25 protein-coding genes are annotated in these 24191 nt (G+C 35.0%); 12 read left to right on the forward strand and 13 right to left on the reverse strand.

Features of this window, described 5'->3' with window-relative positions; all coding sequences use genetic code 11:
• Positions 1-588 precede the first annotated feature (588 nt).
• From LNQ34_RS21465 to rpsF, 5 genes are all read right to left on the reverse strand, one after another.
• Entirely contained in the window at positions 589-1062 is a 474-nt protein-coding gene (locus tag LNQ34_RS21465; protein ID WP_202704417.1) for a DUF6495 family protein, read from the reverse strand.
• Positions 1063-1181: 119 nt separating this feature from the next.
• Positions 1182-4352: a TonB-dependent receptor gene (locus LNQ34_RS21470; protein WP_230001177.1), complete on the reverse strand. Its 3171-nt coding sequence runs from the start codon at positions 4350-4352 to the stop codon at positions 1182-1184.
• Between the two features lie 100 nt (positions 4353-4452).
• On the reverse strand, positions 4453-4893 hold the full coding sequence (gene rplI / locus LNQ34_RS21475; RefSeq protein ID WP_070908551.1) for a 50S ribosomal protein L9: 441 nt from the start codon (positions 4891-4893) through the stop codon (positions 4453-4455).
• Between the two features lie 68 nt (positions 4894-4961).
• Positions 4962-5258, reverse strand: a complete 297-nt coding sequence (rpsR, locus tag LNQ34_RS21480) for a 30S ribosomal protein S18 (protein WP_002987043.1) — start codon at positions 5256-5258, stop codon at positions 4962-4964.
• A gap of 5 nt (positions 5259-5263) precedes the next feature.
• A complete protein-coding gene (gene rpsF / locus LNQ34_RS21485; protein ID WP_007810575.1) occupies positions 5264-5605 on the reverse strand; it encodes a 30S ribosomal protein S6 in 342 nt (113 codons plus the stop codon).
• Positions 5606-5782: 177 nt separating this feature from the next.
• On the opposite strand from rpsF, the gene LNQ34_RS21490 reads away from it, so the two are divergent.
• Positions 5783-6481, forward strand: coding sequence for a LytR/AlgR family response regulator transcription factor (locus LNQ34_RS21490; RefSeq protein ID WP_026110001.1), 699 nt, complete (start codon positions 5783-5785; stop codon positions 6479-6481).
• Between the two features lies 1 nt (position 6482).
• Here the strand turns inward: LNQ34_RS21490 and priA are convergent, their stop codons facing one another.
• The 6 genes from priA to nadC all read right to left on the reverse strand — a co-directional run bounded on the left by priA (position 6483) and on the right by nadC (position 12597).
• Entirely contained in the window at positions 6483-8933 is a 2451-nt protein-coding gene (gene priA, locus LNQ34_RS21495; protein ID WP_230001178.1) for a replication restart helicase PriA, read from the reverse strand.
• A gap of 184 nt (positions 8934-9117) precedes the next feature.
• Complete coding sequence (locus LNQ34_RS21500) at positions 9118-9351, reverse strand: hypothetical protein (protein ID WP_230001179.1); 234 nt, start codon at positions 9349-9351, stop codon at positions 9118-9120.
• 86 nt (positions 9352-9437) lie between these two features.
• Positions 9438-10181: a subclass B1 metallo-beta-lactamase gene (bla-B1-FLAV, locus tag LNQ34_RS21505; protein WP_230001180.1), complete on the reverse strand. Its 744-nt coding sequence runs from the start codon at positions 10179-10181 to the stop codon at positions 9438-9440.
• Between the two features lie 19 nt (positions 10182-10200).
• On the reverse strand, positions 10201-10632 hold the full coding sequence (locus tag LNQ34_RS21510; protein WP_202703767.1) for a DUF2147 domain-containing protein: 432 nt from the start codon (positions 10630-10632) through the stop codon (positions 10201-10203).
• A 1-nt stretch (position 10633) separates the two neighbouring features.
• Complete coding sequence (locus LNQ34_RS21515; protein WP_070908557.1) at positions 10634-11557, reverse strand: YihY/virulence factor BrkB family protein; 924 nt, start codon at positions 11555-11557, stop codon at positions 10634-10636.
• A gap of 182 nt (positions 11558-11739) precedes the next feature.
• Entirely contained in the window at positions 11740-12597 is an 858-nt protein-coding gene (gene nadC, locus LNQ34_RS21520; protein ID WP_202703765.1) for a carboxylating nicotinate-nucleotide diphosphorylase, read from the reverse strand.
• Between the two features lie 194 nt (positions 12598-12791).
• Here nadC and LNQ34_RS21525 point away from each other — a divergent pair, with 194 nt between their 5' ends.
• From LNQ34_RS21525 to rlmH, 7 genes are all read left to right on the forward strand, one after another.
• Positions 12792-13892, forward strand: coding sequence for a DNA alkylation repair protein (locus tag LNQ34_RS21525; protein WP_230001181.1), 1101 nt, complete (start codon positions 12792-12794; stop codon positions 13890-13892).
• 365 nt (positions 13893-14257) lie between these two features.
• The gene (locus LNQ34_RS21530) at positions 14258-15139 is read left to right on the forward strand and encodes a pirin family protein (protein ID WP_230001182.1); all 882 of its coding nucleotides are present in this window, start codon (positions 14258-14260) and stop codon (positions 15137-15139) included.
• 3 nt (positions 15140-15142) lie between these two features.
• Complete coding sequence (locus LNQ34_RS21535) at positions 15143-15538, forward strand: OsmC family protein (RefSeq protein ID WP_202703762.1); 396 nt, start codon at positions 15143-15145, stop codon at positions 15536-15538.
• A gap of 6 nt (positions 15539-15544) precedes the next feature.
• The gene (locus tag LNQ34_RS21540) at positions 15545-15829 is read left to right on the forward strand and encodes a GNAT family N-acetyltransferase (protein WP_070908561.1); all 285 of its coding nucleotides are present in this window, start codon (positions 15545-15547) and stop codon (positions 15827-15829) included.
• A gap of 410 nt (positions 15830-16239) precedes the next feature.
• Positions 16240-17658, forward strand: a complete 1419-nt coding sequence (locus LNQ34_RS21545; protein ID WP_230001183.1) for an amidohydrolase family protein — start codon at positions 16240-16242, stop codon at positions 17656-17658.
• A gap of 71 nt (positions 17659-17729) precedes the next feature.
• Positions 17730-18038: an antibiotic biosynthesis monooxygenase family protein gene (locus LNQ34_RS21550; protein WP_230001184.1), complete on the forward strand. Its 309-nt coding sequence runs from the start codon at positions 17730-17732 to the stop codon at positions 18036-18038.
• Between the two features lie 3 nt (positions 18039-18041).
• Positions 18042-18515 carry a 23S rRNA (pseudouridine(1915)-N(3))-methyltransferase RlmH gene (rlmH, locus tag LNQ34_RS21555; protein ID WP_026982293.1) on the forward strand — a complete coding sequence of 158 codons (474 nt, stop codon included), beginning with the start codon at positions 18042-18044 and terminating at the stop codon, positions 18513-18515.
• Between the two features lie 78 nt (positions 18516-18593).
• Here rlmH and LNQ34_RS21560 read toward each other — a convergent pair whose 3' ends face one another.
• A complete protein-coding gene (locus LNQ34_RS21560) occupies positions 18594-19241 on the reverse strand; it encodes a hypothetical protein (RefSeq protein ID WP_230001185.1) in 648 nt (215 codons plus the stop codon).
• Positions 19242-19289: 48 nt separating this feature from the next.
• Positions 19290-20114 carry a dihydropteroate synthase gene (folP, locus tag LNQ34_RS21565; RefSeq protein WP_230001186.1) on the reverse strand — a complete coding sequence of 275 codons (825 nt, stop codon included), beginning with the start codon at positions 20112-20114 and terminating at the stop codon, positions 19290-19292.
• A gap of 419 nt (positions 20115-20533) precedes the next feature.
• Here folP and LNQ34_RS21570 point away from each other — a divergent pair, with 419 nt between their 5' ends.
• The 4 genes from LNQ34_RS21570 (at position 20534) to tpiA (ending at position 24008) form a co-directional block, all read left to right on the forward strand.
• Positions 20534-21076, forward strand: a complete 543-nt coding sequence (locus LNQ34_RS21570) for a DUF1599 domain-containing protein (RefSeq protein ID WP_230001187.1) — start codon at positions 20534-20536, stop codon at positions 21074-21076.
• Positions 21077-21167: 91 nt separating this feature from the next.
• A complete protein-coding gene (locus tag LNQ34_RS21575; protein ID WP_230001188.1) occupies positions 21168-22268 on the forward strand; it encodes a BT_3928 family protein in 1101 nt (366 codons plus the stop codon).
• Between the two features lie 420 nt (positions 22269-22688).
• The gene (locus LNQ34_RS21580) at positions 22689-23183 is read left to right on the forward strand and encodes a TlpA family protein disulfide reductase (protein ID WP_230001189.1); all 495 of its coding nucleotides are present in this window, start codon (positions 22689-22691) and stop codon (positions 23181-23183) included.
• A gap of 72 nt (positions 23184-23255) precedes the next feature.
• A complete protein-coding gene (gene tpiA, locus LNQ34_RS21585) occupies positions 23256-24008 on the forward strand; it encodes a triose-phosphate isomerase (RefSeq protein ID WP_230001190.1) in 753 nt (250 codons plus the stop codon).
• The last annotated feature ends 183 nt before the right edge of the window (positions 24009-24191 follow it).

The raw sequence follows: 24191 nt of genomic DNA on the forward strand, positions 1-24191 counted from the left end.
TGCAAACTTGATAAAGAAAGTAGTGATCAATTCCATACGCAAACTAATTAAGTTATTATAAAAAACCTCAACTCTAGATAATCATACAAAAAACACTATTTGATGTATTACATAATAACTTAAATAGTTGTTTTTGGAAAAAGAACAAAAAAGTTTTGTTTAACTTTTTCTTATACTAAAATTAGAAAAAAGGAAAACACTAAACAAGTATAATTTTCCAGTTTTTTCAATTTACAGAAAAAAGGAAAATAGAAAAAACAGGTAAATCATCGGAAAAACCTGCCCTAATAACGTCAAAATGAGACGAATTAAAAGAATGAAAATATTTTATCTTTTTTTAAAATCATCAAAAAAGAAAGTAAAAGACTACATTTAAAAAAGGTAATCGATTGAAATTGAACAAAAAAGACATAAAAACAGCAAGAATCCCATATTTACTATACTAAAACTGCATTCTTTAAATTATTCAGAAAAAATGCGTAGAAATACGGGTATAAAAAAACATTAAAACTTCAACAAAAGTTAAAAAACTAAAAATTAGCAAACATCTAAACGTTAAACATTTACTAATTTTTAATCTTAAAAAAGCTATGATTCGATAATAGTGTTGATCTGCGTAAACAATTGACCGTCACTTAAAAATGCTCCTTGCTGAATTAATTCAAAAATAGAAGCGTTTCTCTCCTCAGTGAACACTTTTTTTCCAACCTTCATTTCTATGTTTTCGGTAAACATATTATCAGACAGCCATTGCAATCCTTCTTTACTCAAAAAATCAGTTTCAGCAACCAATGATTTCAATACGATCGACTGAACATGAGTTTCAAAACACTGGAATAAGAAAATATGGTTTTTAGAAAAATGCTCCAAAAATTCTGCTCTCGACAAAACACCTTCCCAGATTAAATCGGAAAAAACATCCAGTTCCTGCTCCGCAACTTCCGGTTTGTTTATTTTAAGCTCATCCCACTCTGCTTTATCGATAGCCTGCGTTGCCAAAAAGCTTGCAAATTCTGCATGCAATTCATCAAATTGCTCTTTTGTTAATCTTGCGTATTTCATTTTTTTTCTTGTGTTAAACACTCTAAAAAGAGCTTATATAAAATTGGAGAACTTTCTGTGCTATTTATAAAAAAAGCCCCCGCAAATGCGAGGGCAAATTTATAACTTTTTTTGCTTTACTAAAAGATGTATCGTATACCAAATTGCGCCTGCCATCTGGACAATAAACTAGCGTCATAATTAAACGTTTTGGTCTGAGTACCATTAAAAGTATACGTTGGTGTATTTCCGGCAACCGTAACCCCGATAGGCTGAACACTTGTAGGCACCTGAACAACTCCCCAATTTGAATTCAGTAAATTCCCGAAATTCAAAACATCGATGCTAAACTGAATGGTATTCTTTTTATCTGAGGTAGAAGAAATCTTAAAATTATAATCCTGAAGAATTTTTAAATCACATCTGCCTCTCCACGGAGATATTGCTCCATAACGCTCGGCATATTGTCCTCTCCTGTCCTTCATGTATTTATCCTGAGAAATAAATTGATCAAAAGCAGCACCTTCTCCCGGTGCGCTAAAATTCATCAAAGCTATTTCAGCCGTTGTAGGGATATAAATCAAGTCGTTAACACTAGAGCCATCTCCATTAATATCTCCGCCATACGTGTAATTAAAACGCCCTCCTTGAGCATATTCAAGAACAGTAGACACTGTTGTCGCCCATTTATCTTTTCCATACTTCCATTTCTTGGAAGCTACTGCTATAAAACGATGATTATCTCCATATTTAGAATTCGAAAGCACATCGTTATTTACATTTCCTAAAGCCGGATTAAAAGCAAAAGCATCTCCTGTAATTTCAGCTTCAATAGAGTTAACATCTTTAGATTTTAAATAATTATAAGCCACACTCGCATACAATCCATTTTCAAAGTTTTTCTGCACTTTTAAAGTGGCATTAAACGCACTTCCCTTATTCGAGTTCGTCATTACATAAGCATTGTTTGCACCTTTATCCGCTGCAACATAAATAGGTCGGTTATCCACACCTGCTAATGTTCCGGTTGGAGATTTCAATCCCCAATTCTGAACGTGTACTGCATTAATATCCTTATTATAAGACAAATCTGCCGTTACAATATAATTATTTTCAAATCGATGATCAAATCCTAAACTGGTTCTCCAGACTTGTGGCCATTTATAATCCGGATCCATAATCTGCAAAAAGCCATCATCAGCGCCACTTACCTGATTTCCTAACCACACAAAAGGAATTCTTCCGGTAAAAATTCCGGATCCTCCGCGAAACTGTGAGGTAGCATTACCGTTAACATCCCAGTTAAAACCTATTCTTGGCGACCATAAAATTCGATCACTTGGCAAATTGGTCGAAATCAATTTAACCGCTTGCCCAGTCTGAGGATTGAAATAATCGGTATCGTTATTTCTTTTGGCTCCGCCATTATTAGTATCTATATATTTTTGAATCAGATCGGCAGTATTAAAATACAAAGGCTTATCAATTCTTAATCCCAAAGACAGTTTGAAATTATCATCGATACTGATATCATCCTGTGCATAAAATGCGAGCTGTCCTACGTTCAATTCCGCTAGTTTCCATCCCCCATCAGTTCCTACTTTAAAATTATTCTTGGCGGCGAAAACATCCTGAGCGTATTTCAAATTCTGCGCAATAATACTCGTAGCAAAAGGCTTAGCCGCATCATTTAAAAAATCCTGTGTTGTGAAATAGGGTGTAAAGAAGGTTCCGGCATATCCGTTTGGATTTCCAAAATTATCATATCCGGCCAGATTAAAAGAGTTTTCAAACTTAAACTTCTCAAAAGAAGCACCAAAAGTAAACGCGTGTTTGCCCACATTATAATTCAGATTATTAGTGATCTGAATGACTTTCTGATCTAAAGTATTATTGATAGAAAAAGGCTCATGCCCCGCAATAATATAATTAGCACCCGCTCCGTCCTGAATATTAATCACAGGAGCCGGAACCGAAAATGGCACCCTGTAATCATTAAAATGCGAATAACCCGCTTGTAACTTATTAGAAACCGATTCACTAAATTTTGAATTCAACTCTACCAGAAAAGAACTCAGGTTATTATTAATCTGATATCCGGCATTTCTGAACTGCAAAATAGAAGCATTCGGCCCTCTAAAACCCAGTGCAGTAGGATGCGCCGGTTTGTCTTTTGAAGCATCCAGAAAATTATAAATAACCGCCAGTTTATGATTGTCACTGATATTCCAGTCGATCTTAATAATCCCTTTATTCGAATTCGATTCATGCTTAAATCCCTGATAAGGTCCTGTTTCATAACCTAAATTAGCCAAGGCTTTTGAAACCGCAATTAAATCCGATTCTAAAACTCTCGATTCATTAATTCCGGTTACACCATCATTATTATTAGCCACAAAATTGGATCCTAAATCACTTCGTTTGTCAATTTCAAAATTTCCAAAGATGAACAATTTATCCTTTATAATAGGAGCTCCCAAACTAAAACCTGCCTGGGTTTGTTCTAAAGTAGGTACAAATATTTTTTCTCCCTTGATCTTATTTCCCGTCAAATCCTGATTTCTGTAAAAACCATAAGCCGTACCATGAAACTCATTGGTCCCCGATTTAGTTACCGCATTAACAGAAGCTCCTGTAAAACCCGACAAAGTAACATCATAAGGAGCTGTCGCTACCTGAATCTGCTCAATAGCATCAAGCGAAATAGGCTGTGATCCTGTCTGACCTCCCGGTGTTGCAGCATCTAGTCCAAACGGATTATTAAATACCGCACCATTTAAGGAGTAATTATTGTATTGATCGTTTCTTCCGCCAAAAGAACCTCCGCTTGCCGTTGGTTCCAAACGCGTAAAATCTTCCGCCGATCTTGAAATTGTAGGCAAAGCCGTTAACTCTCTTTTTCCAATCGTAGTTTCGGCACCTGTTTTGCCACTTTTAAAAACTTTATCCTTAGACACGATTTTCACCTCTTCGAGCGTCTGACTTTCGTCTTCCAGAACCACATCAAGATTAAAAGGTTTTCCCAAATCGAGATTCACATCGGCATATTCATGATTTCGAAAACCCACAAAAGTCACAACAATTTTGTATGGGCCTCCAATTCTCATGTTCAAAATATTAAACCTTCCGTCTTCGTTGGAAACAGCTGAATATTTACTTCCTGTGGGAGTATGGATTGCTAAGATAGTAGCACCGGGCAAGAGTTCGTTGGCAGAACTCTTGATAATCCCCTTAATACTCGAAGTTGTGGTTTGCCCGATAGCAGTGGTTATGGCAAACACACCTAGTAATAATGCAAAGATTTTTTTCATTTTCCTGGTTTTGAGAGTGTTATTCCTCTCAAAATTAGGCAAAAAAAAACCACTCAAAAGAGTGGTTTTTATATTTTATTAACAAGAAGTTAACAAAATGTTATTTTTCAGCGATAATCTCGTATGCTAATTCTACAATAACATCTCTGTGTAAACGGATGCTAGCTGTATATTTTCCAGTACGTTTTACGATACCACTAGTGATGAATTTTCTATCAATAGCGTTACCTGATTTCTCTAAAGCTTCAGCAATGTCGATGTTTGTGATAGAACCAAAAAGTTTCTCTCCACCAGCTTTTGCAGTAAGTTTAATTTCAAGAGCTTTTAAAGTTTCAGCTAATGCTTTAGCATCAGCAACCACTTTAGCTTCTTTATGTGCTCTTTGTTTTAGGTTTTCAGCTAAAACTTTTTTAGCAGAAGGAGTTGCTAAAGTAGCAAAACCTTGAGGAATTAAAAAGTTACGACCGTAACCAGGTTTTACAGATACTACATCATCTTTAAATCCTAAGTTTTGTACGTCTTGTTTTAAAATAATTTCCATGTTGTTGTCCTTATTTTTAGAAGTTAGGTTCTGATTAAACAGAAACCAGCGACTAGATTTTTTTTATACTATTTTAATAAATCGGCCACGTATGGCATTAAAGCTAAGTGACGAGCTCTTTTTACAGCTACAGACACTTTTCTTTGGTATTTTAATGAAGTTCCTGTTAAACGACGAGGAAGAATTTTTCCTTGCTCATTTACGAATTTCAATAAGAAATCAGCATCTTTATAATCGATGTATTTGATTCCTGATTTTTTGAAACGACAGTACTTTTTAGTTTTGTTAGTTTCAATGTTTAAAGGCGTTAAATATCTGATATCTCCGTCTTTTTTTCCTTTTGCAGATTGCTCGATTGTAGACATAATAATTACGCTTTAGTAGATTTTAATTTAGCTCTTCTTCTTTCCGCCCATGAAATAGCATGTTTGTCTAAACTTACAGTTAAGAAACGCATAACTCTTTCGTCACGTCTGAATTCAGTTTCAAAAGCAATTAGAACTTCTCCAGCTACTTTGAATTCGAATAAGTGATAAAAACCACTTTTTTTGTTTTGGATTTCGTAAGCCATTTTTTTAAGACCCCAATCCTCTTTCGATACCATTTCAGCTCCTCTACTAGTAAGAAATTCTTCAAATTTCGTTACTGTTTCCTTCACCTGAACTTCAGATAAAACGGGATTTAAAATGAAAACAGTTTCATAATGATTCATAAACAATATATTTATTTGTTAAAATTGGGTGCAAAAGTAACCATAAAATTTAAATATACAACACTTTTTTACTTTTATTCGTTGTACAGCAAAAAATACACGTCAATTTTAGTTTTTTTCTTAAAAAAAGAATACATTTACTATTGCTATCCTGAATTTATTCTAAATTTTTATGTTATGAAGCTAAACTGTGTTGTTGTAGATGATAGTTCTATACAAAGAACTATTATTGCAAAATTAGTTAATAATCACCCAGGTTTGCATTTAATCGGGGATTTTTCAAATGCAATAGAGGCAAAAAGCTGTATCTCTCTAAATAATATTGACTTAATTTTTCTTGATATAGAAATGCCCGTTATTAATGGGTTTGATTTTCTTGACGGACTAAAATCTAAGCCACAAATTATATTTATTACTTCTAAAGCAGAATATGCTTTAAAAGCTTTCGATTATGACGCTACGGATTACCTTCAGAAACCTATTGCGGTAGATCGTTTTAATGCCTCTGTAAAAAGAGCCATTGACATGCATTTACTAAAAAAGGACATCAAAGAAGAAGAAGGCGAACATATATTTATCAAAAGTAATCTGAAAAAACTCAAAATATTCACTGCAAAAATCAAATGGATTGAAGCTTTTGGTGATTATGTGAGAGTGGTTACCGAAGACGACAGTAATCTGGTGCTCTCGACCATGAAATCTTTTGAAAACGATCTTTCAAAAGACAAGTTCATTCGTGTGCACAAGTCCTATATTATTAACATTGATAAAGTAGAACGCTTTAACAGTAAATTTGCTGAGATTGGCATTACCAAAATCCCTCTTAGCCGAAACAAAAAAGAAGATCTGGTAAAAGCACTCTCCACTTCTTCTTAATTTAATAGAAGTCAACATTAGCAATAACTTTTATAGCTCTGTACTGAGCAACAGCCTCAAAACTATTCAGCATCTTCTGAATAGTTTTTTTCGTATTAACCAAATGCTGGTTCTGCGGAATCTTAATCAAAATCGTTCGGATATACTCATTTCTGATCCTGCTGATCGCTGGTTCTTCCGGCCCCAGTACCGGCATATTCAAATTTTGACTCAAAACCTGATACAGCCACACCGAACCCTCCTTTAATTTATCGAAATCACGATGCTTTAAAGTCAGTTTTATAATTCTGAAATAAGGCGGGTATCTGTAAATCTGGCGATCATACAATTGCTCCTTATACATACCTATATAATTATGGTTGGTCACCTGCTGAATCGTATTGTGATTCGGATTATAGGTTTGAATCACCACTTTCCCTTGTTTTTCAGATCTACCGGCTCTCCCCGCAACTTGTGTCATCATTTGGTAACTCCGTTCGAAGGCCCTAAAATCGGGATGATGCAGCATATTATCCGCATTCATAATTCCAACCAAACTCACATTATCAAAATCCAGTCCTTTCGCCAGCATTTGTGTACCGACCAAAATATCAATTTCACGATTTTTAAAGGAATCTATTATTTTTTCGAAACCAAATTTACCACGAGTCGTATCCTGATCCATTCGACCGGTTTTGGCTTTGGGAAAAAGTGTTACCAGCTCCTGCTCGATTTGTTCTGTACCGAATCCTTTAGTCGTCAAATCGATACTGGAACAGCTATGACAATGTGTTGGTTTTGCAATCGAATAACCACAATAATGACAACGCAACTGATTTTTATGCTTATGAAAAGTCAGACTCACATCACACTGTTGGCAATGCGGTACATGACCACAGGTCATACATTCTATTATAGGTGAATATCCTCGTCGGTTCTGGAACAAAATAATTTGCTCTCCCAAAGACAAAGCCTCTCCTATTTCTTCAATTAAAAGATCACTAAAATGCCCAGTCATTCTTTTCCTGAAATGTTTGTCTTTTAAATCTACTAAAAGAATTTCAGGCATTCGAACATTATTATAACGTTCCGTAAGCGATACCAAACCATACTTATCGGCCTGTGCATTAAAATAGGTCTCAATACTTGGTGTCGCCGACCCCAACAGTACTTTTGCTTTATGAAAATTAGCCAAAACAATTGCCGCATCTCTGGCATGATAACGTGGCGCAGGATCGGTTTGCTTAAAAGTCTGTTCGTGCTCTTCGTCTACAATCAACAAACCTAAATTGTCAAAAGGCAAAAACAGAGCCGACCTTGCTCCTATTACAATTTGCGCTTTCTCCGAATTTTCAAGAGTCTGCTTCCAAACCTCAACTCTTTCATTATTACTGTATTTCGAATGAAAAACAGCTACTTTATCACCAAAATAAAGTCTTAATCTTGAAACTAATTGTGTCGTTAAAGCGATTTCGGGCAGCAAATAAAGAACCTGTCTTCCCGTTTCCAGATATTCTTCAATCAGTTTGATATAAATCTCTGTTTTACCACTTGAGGTAACTCCATGCAGTAAACATACTTCTTTCTCTGAAAGACTCTCTTTAATAGCTATAAAAGCTCTCGTTTGCGCTTCACTTAACAACAATTGATCGTCTGTTGTTCGCCCTGTAAACAAAACTCTGTCCTGCTGTAAAAGGTACTCCTCAAAAATCTCTTTATCAATCAGAGCTTTTACGGCAGCCGAAGTAGAATTTGAAACCTCAACCAACTTTTTCACAGTGATTGGTTTCTTTTCAGAGGCCATAATTTGAAAATACGCCAACACCAATTCCTTTTGCTTATTAGCATTTTTTAGAACTTCCAGCAATTCTCCTAAACCATTATCGGATTCATATTTAGCATGCAGCTTCACATATCGAACCAGTTTGGGTTTGTATCCTTCTTTAATTTCTTCTTCTAAAACAATAATATTTCGGGCAATCATTTTTTGAAGAACAGGAAGAATATTTTTCTTATTCAGCATCGAAATAATTTCCTGGATCCTTAAAGAACTTTGCTGTTGCAGGGCTTCATAGACTAAATATTCATCATCAGAAAGTTCGTCCTGATTTACCTCCGCATCAGTTTTATACGAAACAACCGTTTCACTCTCTAACAACAGGCCACTTGGAAAAGCTCCTCGATAAACATCACCGATAGCACACATATAATAATTCGCCACCCAAAGCCAGTGCTTGATCTGAACTTCGGTCGCAATAGGTTTTTCATCTAATATCTGATGAATTTCCTTGGCTTCATACAAACCCGGTTCATTTTGATGCAACTCAATAACCAATGCCGTATAAATTTTATTTTTACCAAATGGTACCGCAACCCGCATTCCTTTTTTAATAAAATGGAATTCAGCCTCAGAAACACGATAGGTAAAAGTTTTAGCTAATGAAAGCGGTAAAACGACTTCGATAAAAAACATGTGGATATTTTATAGAAACTTTAAAACAAAACTAAACAGTGACAATAAGAGAAATATTTAACTTCTTTCAAACCAATTTTCAATTTGAATTCCATCCAACATCTTAAAATCCTTAACATTATCAGTTACAAGTGTTAATTGATTTTCAATTGCTGTCACCCCAATTAAAAGATCAAATTCGTAATTAATTGGTTTCCCAATTTTTCGGAGTCTGACTAGATTTAATATCAGAAACAATTTCCTCAGCAGATTTTTCAGATTTAAATGCTCCAAAAGATTTATAAAAATTACTTTCTTTAGATTTAGCTCCTTTTATAGACTTCGTCAATCTCTCGATTAACTCTATTTTATTAGAAAAGCTCAGTCCTTCAAATAAATTTGAGTAGGTCTCAAGTAAATTTTTATCCGTAACAGTCATCTTTTTTCAAGTTTAATTATTTTATATAATAAACAAAGTTAAGCTTTTTACAACTACAACAATTTGCAATCTATTCTAAAAAAGTATTACTTACCAGAAGGCTTTGCTGCATTGTATTCCTTAACCAGTTTTAGTGTATGCTTCAAAGAAGTCAAATCTTTCAAATCATCATGACCCGTAACAATGTATTTTGGGTTTTTAAACTTCGACTGTACTTTCAGAATAGATTTCTGCCATTCTTTAACATCTGCATCTCCAAGATAGCCCAAATCTTTTGCTTCCACACTTTTAACAAAACAACCTCCGTAAAGTATTTTTTGCTTATTGAACCAAACCACAATATTATCTGACGCGTGTCCTTTTCCCGGGTAATACACTTCAAAAGTATATTTACCCACTGTAAACAAGGTGTCATCCGGAATAACAAACTCAGCTCTTGCTTCCTTATTTTTCTCCAGAATCTGATCTGTTGCTTTTATCGTATAGGTTTTAATTCCTTTTTTACGGTAGAAATCCAAACCACCCGCCCTGTCTTCATGGGAGTGCGTGGCAAAGTGCATCACAACTTCTTTATGATGTCTTGCTTTAATACTGTCCAGCAAAGGCTGAAATTGTGTTTTGTCCCAAGGCGCGTCAAACAGGACAACTCCTTTATCTGTAACCAAATACATGGCATTGGCCGAAATCAGCGTACCTTTATAATCGTGAAACGTCTTATAAACATAAAAGTCACCCGTAAGATGACTTATTTGTAATGGCGAATTCTTAGATTGTGCAAAACTATGGGATAGCTGTACCAGAAATAAAGCTATCAATGCTAATTTTCGCATTTTATTATTTTTTATAAAATTAATTCTTCACTCTGCTCCAGTATTGTGTTCTTCCCATGATAGAAATACCAACATAACCACGAAGTTTTAGTTTATCTGCTGATTCTAATGCAATATAACATTTGTATTTTTTTCCGCTTGTTGGATCTAAAATAGTTCCTCCACTGTATTCAGAACCGTCTTTTTTAAGTCCGTTGATGATCACCATACCCAAAATTGGTTTGTTTTTATCTGCTCCGTCACATTTAGTACATAAGTCCTTTTTGTGGTTTTCGCGAAGTATTTCTACAATTTTGCCATACACTTTACCGGATTTTTCATAAATCTCTACAATCGATTTAGCTTCACCGGTTTCATCATCAACTGTTTTCCATTTTCCAATTACACCCTGGCCCTGAATCGTGCCTAATGTTAGAAAAAAAACACCAATCGTTAACATCCAATTTTTCATCTTATTTATTTTTTTTTTGTTTTAATTTTCTGATAGTGGCATTCAATTCAAATCCCAAAAGCAGAATCATACAGTTTATCCAAATATAAAACATTAGAATTAATAATGTACCTATCGAACCATAAAGTTCGTTATATTTTGAGAATTTTATAACCCAAATCCCAAAAAAGAATGAGGATATCACAATTAAAATAGTTGTAAAAACAGACCCAATACTTATAAAAGGCACTTTGTTATATTGCCTCGTACCATAACGCAATAATAGTGAAGAGGTTATCAGAATCATTAAAACAACGAATAAATATCGCCCCAAAATAATCAACGGAATGCGATCGCTTAACACATCCTGAATGATTGTTTTTTGAATGAATACCTCAAAAACAACAATTGTTGCTACTGTTACAAACAATATAATCGTCATGATGAGTGAAATTGCCAGCGCCACCAGATACTGATTCAGAAAACCGCGTTTATCAAAGACATGTTTCGAGGATTCGAAACCGCTCAGAATACCGTTAATACCATTTGCCATTAAAAATATCGAAAGCAAAAATCCCGACGACAATAAACCGGAGTGACTGTTGTTTAAAATATCACTTATAATCTTACTGATCGCCTCATAGGTATTCGGAGGAACTCCCTGTTGCACAAACTGCAAAAAGTCCTGCTGAAATCCTTCAATAGGAATAAAGGGAATTAAGTTTAAAATAAATAATGCAAAAGGAAATAAAGCCATAAAGAAGCTGAACGAAACAGCACTCGCATGATACGAAAATGCTCCTTCAATAATACCGATGGTATACATTTCAAGCAAATCATATAACGAAAAACCTTCAAGCCAGGGTAATTTTATTCTCTTGAAAAAACGAACTACAGATCGCACCACAGGAACTTTCTCAATCCGCTCTTCTATCTCTTTTGACATATTATTTTAGATTTTTAGATCTTTAGATATTAGATTGTTAGATTTTTGGATTCTTAGATAGTAGATTTCAGAATTGTAAAATACAAAATCTATATGAGCTAGGTTCTCCTTATAATTTTTACTCATAACTCATAACTCATAACTCACATCTTACATTTCACATCTCACATCTCACATTTCATTTAAAAAGCCTTCAAACTTAAATCCATGTTATAAACAGAATGCGTTAGTGCTCCTGACGAAATGTAATCGACACCGCAGAGTCCGTATTCACGAATTGTTTTTTCATTAATATTGCCTGAAGATTCCGTCTGGCATTTATTGCCTATTAATTGCACTGCTGTTTTAGTGTCTTCGTAATTAAAATTATCGATTAGAATTCTGTGAACGCCTTCACTTAATAAAATTTCGCGAATCTCATCTAAATTTCTGGCCTCAACAATAATTTTTAAATCTAAATTATTCTCTTTTAAATACTCTTTGGTTTTCTTGATTGCCAATGTAATTCCTCCTGCAAAATCAATATGATTGTCTTTCAGCATAACCATATCATACAATGCAAAACGATGGTTTTCTCCTCCTCCAATCTTGACAGCCCATTTTTCGGCAACTCTGAAATTTGGAGTCGTTTTACGGGTATCTAATATTTTAGCTCCGGTTCCATCCAATAGCTGCACATACTGATCCGTTTTGGTCGCAATGGCCGACATACGCTGCATACTGTTCAAAACCACTCTCTCTGCTTTTAAAATAGACTGAGAACTTCCTGAAACTTCAAAAACTACATCACCATATTCTACATGAGTTCCGTCTTCTATAAAAACTTTCATTTTTAATTTCGGATCTACGTATTCAAAAATCATTTTCGCCAATGCAACACCGGCAATAATTCCCTGGTCTTTCACCAGTAATTTAGCCTGCCCATGTGCCGTGTCCGGAATACAAGCCAGTGAACTGTAATCTCCCGTACCTACATCTTCCCGAATTGCATTGCTGATTAATAATTGTAATTCGCTTTGAAACTGTTCTTCGCTAATCATTTTCCTAAAATTTTTATATGATGCTAAAGTAGGACATATTTTGTGGATTTAAAAGCTTCGCTTTGATTTTAAAATTGAAAAATTAGCCGAAGATTGAGGAAAATAAAGATTAAACTCTTAACTAAACTTAATCTTTTACCAGCTCCAATAATTAACAAACATTAAATATCTTTGAGGTTCATTCAAACAAAATCATGGGATTAATTAAAGACATTTACTCCGTTTCTTTCTACGAACAATTTGGTCAGGCTGTTACTGAAGTACACCCAACATTTGACAAACAAAAATTCATTGCAGCCATTTACGAAGGCGATTTTAGCCAAAAAGAATGGAAAGACCGCATGAAACACACCACGGTTGTTTTACATCAATTTATGCCTGAAAATTTCCCGGAAGCTGTCTCTTTACTGGACAAGATCATTGAAAACTTAAAGAAAAACAGTTTTACCGATAGCAATCTGGCATTTATATTTTTTGCCGATTATATTGAAATGTACGGCTTGGATGATTTTAAAACTTCAGCGAAAGCCTTTGTTTCTATCACGCAATTTATAAGCTGCGAATTTGCTGTTCGTCCTTTTATTCTAAAATACAAAGAACAGATGATTGATGAAATAACCAAATGGTCTCTGCATGAAAATCATCATGTTCGCAGATTGGCCAGTGAAGGTAGCCGACCAAGATTACCCTGGGCAATGGCGATTCCGTACTTAAAAAAAGACCCTGACTCTATTCTGCCAATTTTAGAGAATTTAAAAAACGATCCTTCGGAATATGTGCGTCGAAGTGTCGCCAATAACCTGAACGATATCGTAAAAGACAATCCGCAAATCGTCTTGGAAATTGCCCGTAAATGGCAAGGTCATAGCAAAGAAACAGATGGAATCATCAAACACGGCTGTCGTACTTTATTAAAACAGGGACATCCTGAAATTCTGAATCATTATGGTCTGAACAATGCTAATATTGAACTTTCTTCTTTTGAAATCAAGACACCAATTGTAAAAATTGGAGACTATCTGCAGTTTCAATTTCATCTGAACAATAAAAATAATGAGCCGAAAACGATTCGTTTAGAATATGCTGTTCATTATAAAAAAGCGAAAGGGCATCTGGCAAAAAAAGTCTTTAAAATTAGTGAGAAGATCTATCTCCCAAATGAAACCATTAAAGTAGAGCGAAATCAGTCATTTAAAATCATTACAACACGTGTTTTTCATACCGGAAAACATCAGTTGTCTATTATCATTAATGGTACTGAGAGTGAAGCATTGGAGTTTGAATTGATTGAATGATTAAAACAAGAACGCGAATTACACCAATTAACACAAATTGATCGAGTAAATTTTTAAGCACATAGAAACATAGTTTTTGATTGTACCAATTAAAGTCATTTTAAATAAGACTCATCATTTTGTGAAAAAATCTTGATTTTCCTGAATCTTCCTCCGCATCCTATTTAGGGTTCTATGTTTCTATGAGTTCAATCATAACACAAAATTAGTTCGTGAAAATTGGTGTTCTTTTTCAATTCAAATCAAATCTTTTTAATTCTATTCCTTACTTTTATAAAGAATACCAAAAACAAACTTTCTTAATCTAAATTAAGTTACAGATTGTGACTACAGCTGTAATTTTGCTTTCAACTAAAACAAAGAACATGTCAAATATCAGTTTAATCATCGAAGAACGCGCTGCCAATATTGGTAATTTTATGGTAGGTCGTCTATTGCCTTTCCGTGAAAAAAGAGCCGTTGGTCCTTTTGTATTTATCGACCATATGGGTCCCGCACATTTAAATCAGTATCAAAATATGGATGTTCCTCCACATCCGCATATCGGACTTTCTACTTTGACTTTTTTATTTGAAGGCAGCATTATGCATCGCGACAGTCTGGGTACCGAACTGCAAATAAAACCCGGTGCCGTAAACTGGATGACAGCCGGAAAAGGGATCGTACATTCAGAGCGAACTCCTGAATATTTAAGACATTCTGACAAGATGCTTCACGGTCTTCAAATTTGGGTGGCATTACCTAAAGAACTGGAAGAAATGGATCCGGACTTTACACATGTAGAAGCCAGTGATATTCCGAGCTGGGAAGAAGATGGCGTTTCGTATAAATTAATCGCGGGAGAAGCATTTGGTAAAAAATCACCTGTTCCTGTGTATAGTCCGCTTTATTTTATTGAAATCAAAAGCACCGAAGCCCGAAAAATCAACATTGGAAAGGATCTTTTTGGCGAAAGCGGTTTATACATTTTGGAAGGAAGTATTAAAAGCGGTGAACACATTTACGATCCGAAACAAATTCTGATTACCAATGACAGTACTTTATGCGAGTTCGAAATAGCCGAAAACACAACGGTTTATATTTTTGGGGGACAGCCCTTTCCGGAAGAACATTTTATCTTTTGGAATTTTGTTTCCTCTGATAAAAACCGAATAGAAAAAGCTAAAAAAGACTGGACAGAACAGACTTTCCCTAAGGTTCCGGGTGAAACTGAATTTGTTCCTTTACCTGATCCTAAAATGAGATAACTTATGAATACACTATCAGCACATATCGATACCCGTTTGTATCGCACGGAGATCACATCTGCCAGCGGAAATATTGTAATTGCAGATGAGCCACAAGAAATGGGGGGCAAAAACTTAGGATTTAGTCCGTCAGAACTGTTGGCCTCTTCTCTGGCCTCCTGTACTTTGATCACACTTCGCATGTATATCAATCGCAAACAATGGGAGGTTACCGAAATCAATATCAAAGTTGACTTTGAAAGAGATCTCGACCAAAAAATCTCCTTGTTTACAAGAAAAATAGAAATTATCGGCGAGGTCGACGACAAGCAAAGACAACGTCTTGAAGCCATTGCTAACAGCTGTCCGATACATAAAACATTAACAAATTCAATCGAAATAAAAACCACACTAATATAACACATCATGGAAATTCAACAAATAAACGATACAAGAAGAGGCTATTTTGAAGCTGTAGAAGACGGAAAACAAGCCGGAAAAATGACTTATACCTGGGCTGGTGATTCAAAATTCATCATCGACCATACCGAAGTAAATGAGGAATTTAACGGAAGAGGCGTCGGTAAAAAACTGGTCATGGCCGCTGTAGAATATGCCCGAACTAATAACCTGAAAATTATCCCGCTTTGTCCTTTTGCAAAAAGCGTTTTTGATAAGGTCGAGGAAATTCACGACGTACTTTTTTCTTAAAGAGGCTGAGGGACTGAGGTTCTAAGTTTTTTTTTGAACCGCAAGACTCGCAAAGAATTACGCAAAGTTCGCAAAGTTGTTTAGGTAAAGCGTTGCGAACTTTGCGTTTATATAAAATTTAGCACATAACAAAACCTTGCGCTCTTGGCGGTAAAAATTATTCCCAAAATCTGCTCCAGCAGAGCGTAACCTAAATCTTTTAAGAAGTTTTTTTCGAACCGCAAGGCTCGCAAAGAATTACGCAAAGTTCGCAAAGTTTTTTTAGGTAAAGCGTTGTGAACTTTGCGTTTATATAAAATTTAGCACATCACAAAACCTTGCGCTCTTGGCGGTAAAAAAACAACACAACGAAATCAATTTTTAAATCTCGGCAGAAACTCGTATATTTGCATGTAATTTAAACTTAGAGTATGACAAGGATAATTACACTTTTCTGTATTTTCATAGCACAGATCGGTTTTTCTCAAACGGCTGATAGTTATTTAGAAAAAATAAGAAATAACGAAGCGCTCTCCACAGCTTTCTTCCAACAAATGCCAAAAGGCGGTGATTTACACCATCATTTTTCCGGATCGATTTATGCAGAACCTCTTTTAGAAAGAGCTATTGCAGAAGATTTTTATCTGAATACAGAAACGATGGCGGTATCTAAAACCAAACCTTCAATAGGCAACTGGCAAACGTTCTCTTCTCTAAAAAACGATGGAAAACTGGCTTATTATGAGCAGCAAATCATGCAAACCTGGTCGGCTAAAGATTATAACGGGGTAAGTGTTCCTTCTGATGATTTGTTTTTTGATTCTTTCCAAAAATTCGAATCAACAATCCAGGGTCATTTCGCTGAAGGAATGCTGGAATTAAAAAAACGTGCTCTGGCTGAAAATGTAAGTTATATTGAAACTCAATTATCAACAATTCCGTGTGATATGAATGTTTCTGACCTTACTGATTTCAATGCAAAACTTCGTCAGACCGCGACTCAAAAAGATGAAAAAGCGGCTCTAAAGCTTTTAGACGAATTGTACCAATCACTTCAAAAGAAAGAAGCCAAAAAATATGCTGCAGACTTCAACACTAATTTTATTACCAAACTGCACAAGGATCTGAAAATTGACGACGAGCGCTTTACGATGCGCTATCAGAATTTTGTCCTTCGCTTTATGGATCCTGTAGATTTATTTAAAAACCTGACGATTGCCTTTATTTCTGCCAACGACAGCAAATTGGTTGCAGGTGTAAACATTGTTTCACCGGAACATGGCGAAAACTCCATGAAGGATTACTGGCTGCACATGGTCATGTTTAAATACTGTAATTCTAAGTTTCCTAATGTAAAATACACGCTTCATGCCGGTGAACTGACTTTAGGACTGGTTCAGCCGGAAGAATTAACCTGGCACATCAACGACGCTATTCACATCGCCGGAGCCAACAGAATCGGACATGGCGTTGACATTGCGTATGAAGCAAATTCTTATGATTTATTGCGTCACATGGCTCAAAGAAATATTCCAATCGAGATTAACTTAACCAGTAACGAGTTTATTTTGAAAGTAAAGGAAAACAGACATCCGTTTACACTTTACAAAGAATTTAATGTGCCTATTGTAATCAGTACAGACGATGCCGGAATTTTGAGAACCAATATGACCGAGCAATATGTTTTACTAGCCAAAAGATACCCTGATGTTTCCTATGCAACGATAAAAAAATACGTATACAACAGCATTAACTACAGTTTTATTCAGGATGAAGCGGTTAAGAAACAATTGATTAAGGATCTGGACAACCGTTTTAAAACTTTCGAAGCGAAGTTCTCTAAAAACTAGTACCACTAAAAATCTGCTTAATCTGCGGGAAAAAAATTACTCTCGCAGATTAAGCGGATAAAATCATAATAATGAATATGATTCTGGAAGCTGCATTTCTTTTTGTTAAACCGGAATTGGCCTCTCAATTTGAAGCTGATTTTACGAAAGCAAGTCAATACATTTCCTCTATAAATGGATACTCAGGACATCGTTTAGAGAAATGTCTTGAAGTCGAAAACAAATATCTTTTATTGGTAGATTGGAATACTCTTGAAGATCATACAGTGGGTTTTAGAACCTCTGAGGCTTATCTGCAATGGAAAAAGATCTTACACCACTACTACGAACCTTTTCCAATTGTAGAACATTTTGAAACGGTTTTTGAAAACAAAAAATAAGCAATGAATATCAAACTTATCGCCATTGGCAAAACAGACAACAAATCGCTTCAAACTTTAATTGACGATTATACTAAACGTTTGTCGTTTTATATCAAATTTGATTTGGAGATTATTCCGGATATCAAAAATGTAAAGAATTTATCCGAAAGTCAGCAAAAAGAAAAGGAAGGTGAATTGATACTGTCGAAACTCTCGCCAACGGATCAACTGATTCTATTGGATGAAAACGGCAAAAACTTCTCCAGTGTTGGTTTTTCTGAAGAGTTACAAAAGAAAATGAATTCAGGAATCAAAACTCTGGTCTTCGTAATTGGTGGACCTTATGGATTTTCAGATACGGTATACAGCAAAGCACAGGGCAAAATCTCGCTTTCGCTAATGACGTTTTCCCACCAGATGGTACGTTTGTTTTTTATTGAACAATTGTATAGAGGATTTACTATTTTAAGGAACGAACCTTATCACCATCAATAATTATCAATTGTTAATTATTAATTGCTCTTCTTAGCTAATACAACTTATTGCTTATTGCTTAAAGCTTACAGCCTAAAGCTAAAACACAAACTCTTCTTCTTTGTTTATAAAAACAAGAGATTTTTGCTTTAATTCTAATTTTTCGAGGAAAGTTTTGTACTGAATATATTCTCCGTAAGATATATTTTTATCAAATGAAAAAGTAATCTGCGCTTTTGGATTGATGATTAAACTGTCTAAAAACTTTGGCAAATCATTTTTAGGGAAATCATATGTTTTTCTTCCGCTGTATTGTATCATCCCGTTCTTTTTAAAATACAACTGGCTTCTGTTGTTGGCAACTTCCATTTTGTAATACACCTTAGTGAAAGGCAGGAAAGCTAAGTTCTTTCCGATCGAATCGGCGTAGGAATAATAATTTTTAGCATTTTCGTTTTTATGGGCACTGTCAGCTCGCTTTTTCTCTTGTAATTTCATTACTTCCGGAATGACCAATTTTAAAGGCAGACGCTTGTCAATATTGAAAATCCAATTGGTTGAAATAATGCTGCTTTTTCGGTTCACATCGGCGATGGTGTCTTTTCCTTCGGTTTTAAAGAAGATATAAATTGGTGAAAGATCTTCCACATCTTTTACAATCGTAACATTGGATTTTGGAAGTAAAACGTCCTCTTTTTTACCACAGGATAAAAGAAGGAAAGCAAGAATCAGCGTAAAGTATTTCATAATTTATTTTTTTAACATAAAACCCACATAAAGTTGTCATTCATATACTTATACTTTCAGTTTATTAAACAAAGTAACACATTCCACTGCTTCTTTTACATCGTGAACACGAAGAATTTTTGCCCCTTTGGTTAATGCAATAGTATTTAAAAATGTTGTTCCGTTTAAAGCTTCCTGTGGCGTTATATCAAGCGTTTTATAAATCATTGATTTTCTTGAAATCCCGGCTAAAACTGGTAATTCTAACACATTAAAAAGCTCCATTTTTTGCATTACTTCATAATTCTGATCGGTCGTTTTAGCAAAGCCAAAACCCGGATCTAAAATGAGATCATTGATTCCAAAGCTTCTTGCTTTTTTTACCTTTTCTGAGAAATAAAACAACATCTCTTTTACAATATCGTCGTATTGTGTGAGACTCTGCATCGTTTGCGGATTGCCCCGCATGTGCATCATGATGTATGGCACATTGTAGTGCGCAATCACTTCAAACATTTTATCATCTAACTCCCCTGCCGCAATATCATTAATAATGGCTGCACCGCTTTCGATACTTGCTTTGGCAACTTCGGCTCTAAACGTGTCAATCGACAATAAAGCCTTTGGGAAATGTTTTAAAATCAATTCGATCGCCGGAACAATTCGTTCAATTTCCTCTTGTTCTGATACAAATTCTGCACTCGGCTTACTGGAATAAGCTCCAATATCAATAAATGCAGCACCTTCAGAAAGCATTTTACCAACCTGATCAATTATTTCATCTTCATTTTTATACTTTCCACCGTCAAAAAAAGAATTAGGGGTCACATTTAAAATTCCCATTACTTTTGGAACCGATAAATCGATAAGCTGGCCTTTGCAATTAATTGTCATTTGTTCTTATTTTTTTGTTTCAGGTTTTCTTTGTTTCAAGTTTCAAGTTTCAGGTTTTCTTTGTTTCAGGTTTCAGGTTTCAAGTTCCGCAACTTACACAATCTGTATCAACTTGAAACCTGAAACCTGAAACTTTTTTAAACTCTTCCCGGGTTTCAAGTTCCGGAACTTACACAATCTGTATCAACTCGAAACCTGAAACCTGAAACTTTTTTAAACTCTACCCAGGTTTCAAGTTAAGAAAACTACACGATCTGCGTCAACCTGAAACCTGAAACCTAAAACTTTTATTTATAGTTTCAAAATCCGGCATTAACACTTTGTTTAGAAAAAACTTGAAACAAAGAAAACCTGAAACTTGAAACTCTTTAATATTATCCCTATTTTTGAAGAAATTTTCAGCAAATATACAGCAATAAATGAAGAATACTTCCCTTGAATTTGATAATGTAATTACGGTTTGCCGTACTTTGTTTATTAATAAAATGAAAGATTACGGCAGTGCATGGCGCATATTAAGATTGCCATCCTTAACCGATCAGATTTTTATAAAAGCACAAAGAATCAGAAGTCTGCAGGAAAATGAAGTCCGTAAAATAGACGAAGATGAAAAAGGCGAATTCATTGGAATCATCAATTATTCGATCATGGCACTGATTCAGTTAGAGCTTGAAGTTGTTGATCAGCCTGATTTAGATGTTGAAAAAGCAACTGAACTGTACGATGCTCAGGTAAAACGAACCAAAGAGTTAATGGAAGCCAAAAATCATGATTATGGCGAAGCCTGGCGCGACATGCGCGTAAGTTCCCTGACGGATTTGATTCTGCAAAAAATACTTCGCGTAAAACAAATCGAAGACAATAAGGGGAAAACTATAGTATCTGAAGGCATCGATGCCAATTATCAGGACATGATTAATTATTCTGTTTTTGCTTTAATCTTAAATCCTATCACTAAATAAAATTTCAATCTTAAAAATCCCAAATCCCAAATTTTATTGAAAAAGTTGGAATTTGGAATTTTAGTTTTGGAGTTTTAAAATCATTATTTTTATGAAAAACATCATTACCCAATTTTCCAGATTATTTGTCGGAGTACTTTTTATTATTTCCGGACTAATTAAACTAAACGATCCGGTTGGTTTCTCCTATAAATTAGCCGAGTATTTCAGTGAGCCTGTTTTTAACATGCCGTTTCTGGAGCCATTGGCTTTAGGATTAGCCATCTTTTTAGTAATTCTGGAAGTAGTTCTGGGGGTGATGTTATTGGTAGGATACAAATCAAAACTTACGATTTGGGCTTTGTTATTGTTAATCGTTTTCTTCACTTTCCTTACCTTTTACTCTGCTTATTTTGACGTTGTAAAAGATTGTGGATGTTTTGGAGATGCTTTACACTTAACCCCTTGGCAATCTTTCACCAAAGATATTGTTTTACTTTTCTTTATTCTGATACTGTTCATCAATAAAAAACTGGTTAAACCATTATTCTCCAAATTCATCACCAATATGCTTACTTTGGTAAGTATCATTTTGTGTGTTATTATGGCGGTTTGGGTACTCAACCACAATCCGATCAAAGATTTCCGTCCGTACAAAGTAGGAAGCAATATCGAGAAGGGAATGGAGATTCCGGAAGGCGCCCCAAAATCTGTGGTTGAAATGATTTTCATCTACAAAGTAAACGGTGTTGATAAAGAGTTTACAGAAAAAGACCTGATGAACATTCCGGAAGGTGCTACGTTTGTAGACCGCAAAGACAAAGTAATTACAGAAGGTTATGTGCCGCCAATTCACGATTTTACGATGACTAAAGACGATTCTGATTACAAAGACGAATTATTGAAAGAGCCTAAATTATTGATATTTGTAACGTATGATTTAACATTGTCTAATCCTGAGGGAATGAAAAAATTAGAAACACTGAACAAAGAGGCAAAAACCAAAGGTTATAAAGTAATTGCAATGACCTCTTCAGGTCCTGATGAAATTACAAAAGCAAAAAAACAATACGGCTTAGATGTTGACTTCTATTTCTGTGATGCCACTACGCTAAAAACAATCGAAAGAGCTAATCCAAGTATCGTAGTGCTGCAAAATGGAACTGTGGTTCAAAAAGTACATTATAACGATATCAGCGATTTAAAATTATAAAATAGCATTCAACCCGAAAGGTTACAAGAATCTAACAAAGTCCGCAACGTTATAAAAACGTTGCGGACTTTGTTTTTTTTACTCCTCTTAGATATCTTCATTAAAACGGTATAAGATTCCATTTTAATACGTTTCAAATACGTATTTCAGGAAGCTTTTTTTAAAGTCAATCTGACGTTTTTTTCCCGCCAAAAACTTATCGTTCCCAAAAAAATATTTCTCTTTTTTGCTTTTTCACAGATTTACTTTTAAAAATTCATTCCATTTTGAAGTTTATTCCCTCAACTATTACGATTTCACTCCTCTTTTTTTAACCGAAATTGGCTGATTTGTGATAAAATAAACGAGTCTTCAATTTTTGTTAATGTCCGATTGGCATTCCATTTGTTTGTTTAACTTTGTTCGAAATCATTTACCACTATGAAACAAATAACGCTAATCTTTATTGCATTTATCACTTTTTCATGCTCACAAGCTCAGAAAACCAGTTTTTCTAAAGAAGCTTTGTCTGAAAAATTATTAGCAGCCGATGATAGTCAGGTTGCTTTCAAAAACATTTTAAAAAAATACAAAGGCAAAACTTTGTTAATCGAAGTTTGGGCTTCCTGGTGTGGCGACTGTGTTAAAGCAATGCCTCATTTAAAAGAGCTACAAGCCAATAACCCTACTGTTTCTTACTTATTCCTTTCTGCTGACAAAACTGCTGACAAATGGAAAGCCGGAATTGAAAAACACGAATTAAAAGGCGATCATTTTATGATGAACGACGGTATGAAAGGTGTTTTTGGAAAAGCAATTGATTTAGACTGGATTCCGAGATACATCATTGTAGACAAAACCGGGAAAATTGTACTCTATCGTGCCATTGAAAAAGATTTTGACAAGATCAATGAAACCTTAAAAGGTTTAAAATAAAACCGCAATATGCATTGCAATTGCAATGGTAAACGTGAATAAAATAAAAGCAAAAAATAAAAAACTACCACAATGAGAAAAAAGATTGTTGCAGGAAACTGGAAAATGCATAAAAACGCAGCACAAACTGAAGAATTATTAAACGAATTAATCGCTAAAATACCTGCACAAACTACCGCACAAGTAATTGTAGCACCAACTTTTGTAAACTTGCAGGCAGCAGCTACTAAATTAAAAAACACCACTATCGGTGTTGCAGCGCAAAACGTTCATCAGGCTGAAGGCGGTGCTTTTACAGGAGAAATTTCTGCTGACATGCTAACCAGTGTGGATGTAAATACCGTAATTCTGGGTCACTCTGAGCGTAGAGCTATTTTTCACGAAACTGATGCCTTAATTGCTAATAAAGTAGACACTGCTCTAAAACATGACATGACTGTAATTTTCTGCTTTGGAGAGGAATTAAAAGACCGTCAGTCTGACAATCACTTTAATATTGTTGAAAACCAATTGCGCGACGGATTATTCCAGATCGCAAAAGAATCATGGTCTAAGATTGTTTTGGCTTACGAGCCGGTTTGGGCAATCGGAACAGGAGAAACGGCTTCACCGGAGCAAGCACAGGAAATGCACGAATTTATCAGAGAGGTTGTTCGTAAAGCATTTGGCGCAACTATCGCTGATGAAGTTTCTATTCTTTACGGTGGCTCTGTTAAACCTGAAAATGCTAAAGAAATCTTCTCTAAACCAGATGTAGATGGTGGTTTAATTGGTGGTGCAGCTTTAAAAGCAGATGACTTTTTAGCGATTGTTACTGCTGTCTAGGTCTTTAGATCTTTAGATCTTTAGATCTTTAGATCTTTAGATTGTTAGAACTTTAGATTATTAGATTTTTAGATTTTTAGACATTTCAGATAATTAGATCATTGAGAATAATAGAGTCTCAGAAACTTAGAATCTTAGAGTCTTAGAATCTTAGAATCTCAGAAACTTAGACATTTCAGATAA

It is taken from the genome of Flavobacterium lipolyticum, assembly GCF_020905335.1.
In the GTDB taxonomy this organism is placed as follows: Bacteria; Bacteroidota; Bacteroidia; order Flavobacteriales; family Flavobacteriaceae; genus Flavobacterium; species Flavobacterium lipolyticum.